Origin of the sequence: Microbacterium sp. (genome assembly GCF_029263575.1) — a bacterium.
Classification (GTDB): Bacteria; Actinomycetota; Actinomycetes; order Actinomycetales; family Microbacteriaceae; genus Microbacterium.
Window position 1 is genome coordinate 1 of the sequence record NZ_JAJUFV010000175.1, and the last position, 5558, is coordinate 5558.

Annotated in this window: 5 protein-coding genes and 1 pseudogene; 1 reads left to right on the forward strand and 5 read right to left on the reverse strand. The window is 66.5% G+C overall.

Going from position 1 to position 5558, the window contains the following annotated elements; genetic code table 11:
• The first annotated feature begins 472 nt into the window (after positions 1-472).
• Complete coding sequence (locus Q1J95_RS13870; protein ID WP_300268575.1) at positions 473-1552, forward strand: glycoside hydrolase family 36 protein; 1080 nt, start codon at positions 473-475, stop codon at positions 1550-1552.
• 46 nt (positions 1553-1598) lie between these two features.
• Here Q1J95_RS13870 and Q1J95_RS13875 read toward each other — a convergent pair whose 3' ends face one another.
• The 5 genes and pseudogenes from Q1J95_RS13875 to Q1J95_RS13895 form a co-directional block, all read right to left on the reverse strand.
• Positions 1599-2486 carry an ATP-binding cassette domain-containing protein gene (locus Q1J95_RS13875; RefSeq protein ID WP_300268565.1) on the reverse strand — a complete coding sequence of 296 codons (888 nt, stop codon included), beginning with the start codon at positions 2484-2486 and terminating at the stop codon, positions 1599-1601.
• Positions 2483-3349: an ABC transporter ATP-binding protein gene (locus tag Q1J95_RS13880; RefSeq protein ID WP_300268567.1), complete on the reverse strand. Its 867-nt coding sequence runs from the start codon at positions 3347-3349 to the stop codon at positions 2483-2485. The genes Q1J95_RS13875 and Q1J95_RS13880 overlap by 4 nt, the downstream gene beginning before the upstream one ends.
• A complete protein-coding gene (locus Q1J95_RS13885; protein WP_300268570.1) occupies positions 3346-4341 on the reverse strand; it encodes an ABC transporter permease in 996 nt (331 codons plus the stop codon). Before Q1J95_RS13885 ends, Q1J95_RS13880 begins: the two co-directional genes overlap by 4 nt.
• A gap of 4 nt (positions 4342-4345) precedes the next feature.
• Entirely contained in the window at positions 4346-5335 is a 990-nt protein-coding gene (locus tag Q1J95_RS13890) for an ABC transporter permease (protein ID WP_300268572.1), read from the reverse strand.
• 43 nt (positions 5336-5378) lie between these two features.
• Positions 5379-5558: pseudogene (locus tag Q1J95_RS13895) on the reverse strand (ABC transporter substrate-binding protein); the annotation flags it as partial.

Here is a 5558-nt window from a genome sequence, read left to right on the forward strand (position 1 = left end):
ACAACGACCAGCCGCCCCCGCACCCGCCTCGCGCTCGGCAGCCGCGGATCCGGGTCCAGCGGCGAGCAGGTTCCCGCGGGCGCGCTCGCGGCGAAGGACGCGTCCTACGCCCTCGCGTGGCAGGTGGAGCATAACGGCCCGTGGACCGCCGAGATCGGCGAGACCGGCCGCGGTGCCTACCTCGCCCTCACGGGCCCGACCGATCAGGAGCATCAGTGGAACGTGCGACTGGCGGGCGGCGATTCGTTCCGCACCGTTCCCGTGTCGCTCGCGGTCTCGACGGGCGATGTGGACGATGCCCTGCGTGCGCTCGCTCGACAGCGTCGCGCGATCCGACTCCCCCGCCGAGCAGACGAGGCGCTGCCGGTCGTGTTCAACGACTATATGAACACCCTCATGGGCGACCCCACGACCGCAAAGCTCGTCCCCCCTCATCGACGCCGCGGCTTCCGCGGGCGCGGACATCTTCTGCATCGACGCCGGCTGGTACGCCGACGGAAGCTGGTGGGACGGCGTCGGCGAATGGCTGCCATCCGAGAAGCGCTTCCCCGGCGGCATCGCGGAAGTGACGGGTCGGATCCGCGAGCGCGGCATGGTGCCGGGGCTATGGTTGGAGCCCGAGGTCATCGGAGTGCGTTCCCCACTCGCTGCGACTCTGGCCGATGAGGCCTTCATTCAGCGTGCAGGCGTGCGCATCACCGAGCACGGTCGGCACCTGCTCGATCTGCGCCATCCTGAGGCCCGCGCCCATCTCGACGCCGTCGTCGACCGACTCGTGAACGAGTACGATATCGGATTCATCAAGATGGACGAGAACACGATGACGGGGCCGGGCTCCGATCTGTACGGCCTTGCGCCCGGACACGGTCTGCTCGAACATGCCCGCGCACTGCTGACGTGGATCGACGGCGTGCAGAAGCGCCACCCCGAACTTCTCATCGAGGCATGCGCATCAGGCGCCATGCGCATGGACTACGCGATGCTGTCGCGCCTGCACATGCAGTCGACCTCCGATCAGCAGAACCCGATCCGCTACGCGACCATCGCGGCCGCAGCGCCGGCGTCGATCCTGCCGGAGCAGGCCGGCAACTGGGGTTATCCGCAGGCGGGCATGAGCGACGAAATGCGCACGTTCTGCCTCGTGAACGGCATGCTCGGACGAATGTACCTCTCGGGCTACCTCAATCGCATGGCGCCTCACGAGGTCGCCGCCGTGCGCGAGGCCGTCACGGCGCACCGCACCGTCCTGGGCGATATCCGCGACCGCCTGCCATTCTGGCCGCTCGGTCTCCCGGCGTGGGACGCCGGCTGGACGAGCCTCGGCCTGTACTCGGGTGACCACGCCTATGTCTCGGTCTGGCGCCGCGCAGGCGATGCCGCAGCGGCACTCCACCTGCCTTGGGCCGCCCACCGCGACATTGAGGTGACCCCGTTCTTCCCCGCTGACGCCAACGGCTGGTCGTGGGGTTGGGATGCCCAGAGCGCGATGCTCACCGTTTCGGCCCCCACCCTTGAGCCGAGTGCCCGCGTGCTCGAGGTCCGCACTCTCTGACACACGCAGCAGAGGAGGGGCGCACCCGCCCCTCCTCCGCCCTCGCTCACGCCGCTGCGCGCGCGCCGGCCTCCTCCCAGGCACCGGTGAAGTGGTTGAAGCAGCGCGAGTTGTCGAGCTTCGACCGGTCCGTGACGGCCTCGCCGCTGACGACTTTGCCGACCCGCTCGGGGTCCGGTGCGCTCGAGGCGAGCAGCTTCGTGTAGTCGTGGCGCGGATCCAGGATCACGGCATCCGATGGCCCTCGCTCGACGACGCGCCCCCGATAGAGCACGAGGATCTCGTCGGAGAAATGCCGCGCGGTGGCCAGATCGTGCGTAATGTAGAGCACCGCGAGCTCATCTTCGCGCTGAAGCCGGCCCATGAGATTCAGCACGTCGAGGCGGATCGACACGTCGAGCATCGACACGGGCTCATCAGCCAGAACCACCTGAGCGCCCGGTGCGAGGGCGCGGGCAATCGCGACGCGCTGCCGCTGGCCGCCCGAGAGCTCGTGTGGCCGACGTGCCGCAAACGACTCGTCGAGCCCCACGCGCCCCAGCATCTCGATGACCTTCGCATAGGTCGCTTCTGAGCCGCGAGTGCGCCCGTGCACCTTTAGCGGCCGCGCGATGTGGTGCGCAATCGAGTGAAACGGGTTCAGCGAAGCGAAAGGATCCTGGAACACCATCTGCACGTGCTTCCGGTAGTCGCGTGCCGCGACCTCGACCCCGTCGTCCCCCGTCACCTCGATCCGCCCAGACGTGGGTGGCTCGAGCTTCGACAGGATCCGAGCGATCGTCGACTTGCCGGATCCCGACTCACCGACGAGCGCGACGGTGCGGCCCGGTACGAGATCGAACGAGATCCGGTCGACCGCACGGAAGTGACTGCGCCCGATGCCCTTGCGCACCGAGAACTCCTTCACCAGATCGGTGACATGCACGCTGGTCATGAGGCACCCTCCTCGTCGATTCCGGTGCGGATGAACGATCCGCGCGATCCGCTGAGGCTGGGAAAGGAGCCGAGCAGTTTCTTCGTGTACTCGTGCTTCGGCTCGCGGTACATCGTCGCCGCATCTCCCAGCTCGACGATCTCGCCGCGCAGCATCACCGCGATGCGGTCGCTGATCTCGAGCAGCAGCGGCAGATCGTGCGTGATGAAGATCACGGCGAATCCGAGCTCATCACGCAAGCGCACGATCTCCCGCAGAATGTCGCGCTGCACCACCACGTCCAAGGCCGTCGTGGGCTCGTCCATGATCATCACCTGCGGTTCGAGGATCATCGCCATTGCGATCATCACGCGCTGGCGCATACCGCCCGAGAGCTCGTGCGGATATGACCGCAGCCGATTCGGATCCACGCCCACGCGCTGCAGCACGTCCGCCGCACGCTCGCGGCGTCGCGCGCTGCTCATCTCCGGTCGGTGAGTCTTCAGCACGTCCTCCAGCTGGGCACGGATCGTGATCACCGGGTTCAGCGCGTTCATCGCCCCCTGGAACACCATCGACAGCTGCGACCAGCGGAACGCGCGCAGTTCCTCCGCCTCGAGGGCAAGCAGATCGATGTCTCTGCCATCGGCCTCGTGGAACGTGATGGATCCGCTCGCGATGCGTGCCGGCGGCTTATGCAACCGGTTCACGGCGTATGCGAGCGTCGTCTTACCGCAACCGGACTCCCCTGCGAGGCCAAGGATCTCACCGGCTGCGAGCGAGAATGACGCTCCTTTCACTGCGGTAACGGGGTTGTCCACCTCGTAGACCACGGAGAGTTCGTCGACCGTCAGCACCGGACGGCGAGTGGTCGGCGTACTCATCGGGTGCGCTCCTTCCTGCGCGCATCGCGCATCGCGCGGCGCTCACGGCGGGCATGCAGACGCACCGTCTTGAGCTTCGGATTGATGATCTCGTCGATCGAGAAGTTCACGAGCGACAGGCCCATGCCGAAGAGTGCGATGAGCAGCCCCGGCGGCACGAACCACCACCATGCACCGAGGGACAGTGCGAAACCGTTCTGCGCATAGAACAGCATGGTGCCGAGCGTCGACGAGTTCGAGGCACCGAGACCGAGGAAGCTCAGGCCAGCCTCTCCGAGGATCGCCGCGATCACGGCGAAGACGAACTGCGATGCGAGCACGGGCAGCAGGTTCGGGAGGATCTCGACGACGATGACGCGCCAGGCTTTCTCTCCCGCGACCCGCGATGCCGCGACATAGTCGCGGTTTCGGATCGACAGGGTCTGTGCGCGCAGCACACGAGCCGAGCCGGCCCAGCTCGTGATTGCGAGCACGATCGCGATGGTCCACAGCCCTCGGGCCTCTGCCGGAACGAAGCCGGAGATGACGATGACGAGCGGCAAACCGGGGATCACGAGGAAAACGTTCGAGATCAGCGAGAACGCCTCGTCGGCAAAGCCGCCGATATAGGCGCCGAGGATGCCGAAGAACGCCGAGATCACGGTGGCGAGCAGGCCCACGATGAGGCCTATCTCGAGGGATCCGCGGGTCGCGATGGCGAGCTGCGCGAGCACGTCCTGGCCGGTCTGCGTCGTGCCGAGTGGAAACTCGGCGCTCGGCGGGGTGAGACCGTCGTTGCGGATCGCGGCGGGATCGCCGACGAACAGCGGCCCGATGAGGCCGAACAGGGCGATGCCGACGAGCAGCACGAGTCCGACGGCGAGCCACGGCGTCATCGTCGGCAGCATCTGCCGCAGCGCCGACGGCGCCTTCATGGACTTCTGTTGCCGAATAAGGATCGTGTGCGTGGCTTCGGCGGGCGCGGATTCCGCGCCGGGTGGGAGATTCGTCATACGATCAGCTCCTTGTCCGGGTGCGGGGATCGATGAGGCCGTAAAGCAGATCGACGACGAGGTTTGCCCCCAGCACCGCGATAGTGATGAACAGGAACAGCCCCTGCATCAGCGCGTAGTCGTTGTTCGTCACGGCCGAGAGCAGCTTCGACCCGATGCCGGGGTACGAGAACACCTGCTCGGTGACGACCGACCCGGAAACGACGAAACCGAGCGATGTCGCGAAGCCCGCGATCGACGGCAGGATCGCGTTGCGGGCGGCGTAGCCGCGCAGAATCCGCGCGTTCGACAGCCCCTTCGCCTGCGCGGTGAGGACGTAGTCCTCCGACAACGTCGAGACCATCATGTTGCGCATGCCCATGAGCCAGCCACCGAGCGAGGCGATCACGATCGTGAGCGCCGGCAGGAATCCGTAGTAGATCGTCGATCCGATGAACTCCATGTTCCATCCGGGGCTCAGTACGACGTCGTATCCGCCCTGCGCCGGAAACAACCCGAGCGTCGACGCGAGGAAGTACACCAGGATGAGTGCGAGCCAGAAGTACGGCACGGCCGCGAGCAGTGTCGTGGCCGGGACGAGTGAGTCGAGCCAGGTGCCCGGCTTCCATCCGACGAAGGCGCCGAGGCTCACGCCGATGACGAACGACAGTACTGTCGCGATGCCGATGAGCATGATCGTCCACGGCAGCGAGGTCGCGATGACCTCGGTCACGGGCGCGGGGAAGTACGTCACCGACACTCCGAGGTCGCCTGTGAAGGTGTTCACGAGGTAGTTGCCGTACTGCACCAGCAGCGGTTGCGAGTCGTCACCGCCGAGCAACAGCGTGTAAGCGCGCCGGGTCTCCGCGTTGACGGTGCCGCCGCGCTGCTGCAGTTTGGCGAGCAGGATGTCGACGGGGTTGCCTGGCAGCAGGCGGGGGATGAGGAAGTTCAGCGTCAGCGCCGCCCAGAGGGCGACGACGTAGAAGCCGAGCTTCCGCACGTAGTAGTTCATCGGCGCGGCGCCCCTTCCTCTGCGCGGGTCATCACCGTGGCGCTCATTCGCTGACAGGCTTCAGCGCTTTGAAGATCTCGGCGTTGTCGGGCGAGGCCCAGATCGCCGGGAAGGCGTAGAGGTCATCCTCGGTGGGCCAGCCGGTGAAGTCAGCCGAGTTGTACTCGCTCGTCGTACCGCCCGTGAGGATCGGGATGTATGGCATGTCCTCGACGATCGCTTC

What these genes read in the sequence shown, in the direction of transcription:
- Q1J95_RS13875 (WP_300268565.1), bottom strand. Translation starts at nt 2,486, where the DNA reads ATGACCAGCGTGCATGTCACCGATCTGGTGAAGGAGTTCTCGGTGCGC.
- Q1J95_RS13880 (WP_300268567.1), bottom strand. Translation starts at nt 3,349, where the DNA reads ATGAGTACGCCGACCACTCGCCGTCCGGTGCTGACGGTCGACGAACTC.
- Q1J95_RS13885 (WP_300268570.1), bottom strand. Translation starts at nt 4,341, where the DNA reads ATGACGAATCTCCCACCCGGCGCGGAATCCGCGCCCGCCGAAGCCACG.
- Q1J95_RS13890 (WP_300268572.1), bottom strand. Translation starts at nt 5,335, where the DNA reads ATGAACTACTACGTGCGGAAGCTCGGCTTCTACGTCGTCGCCCTCTGG.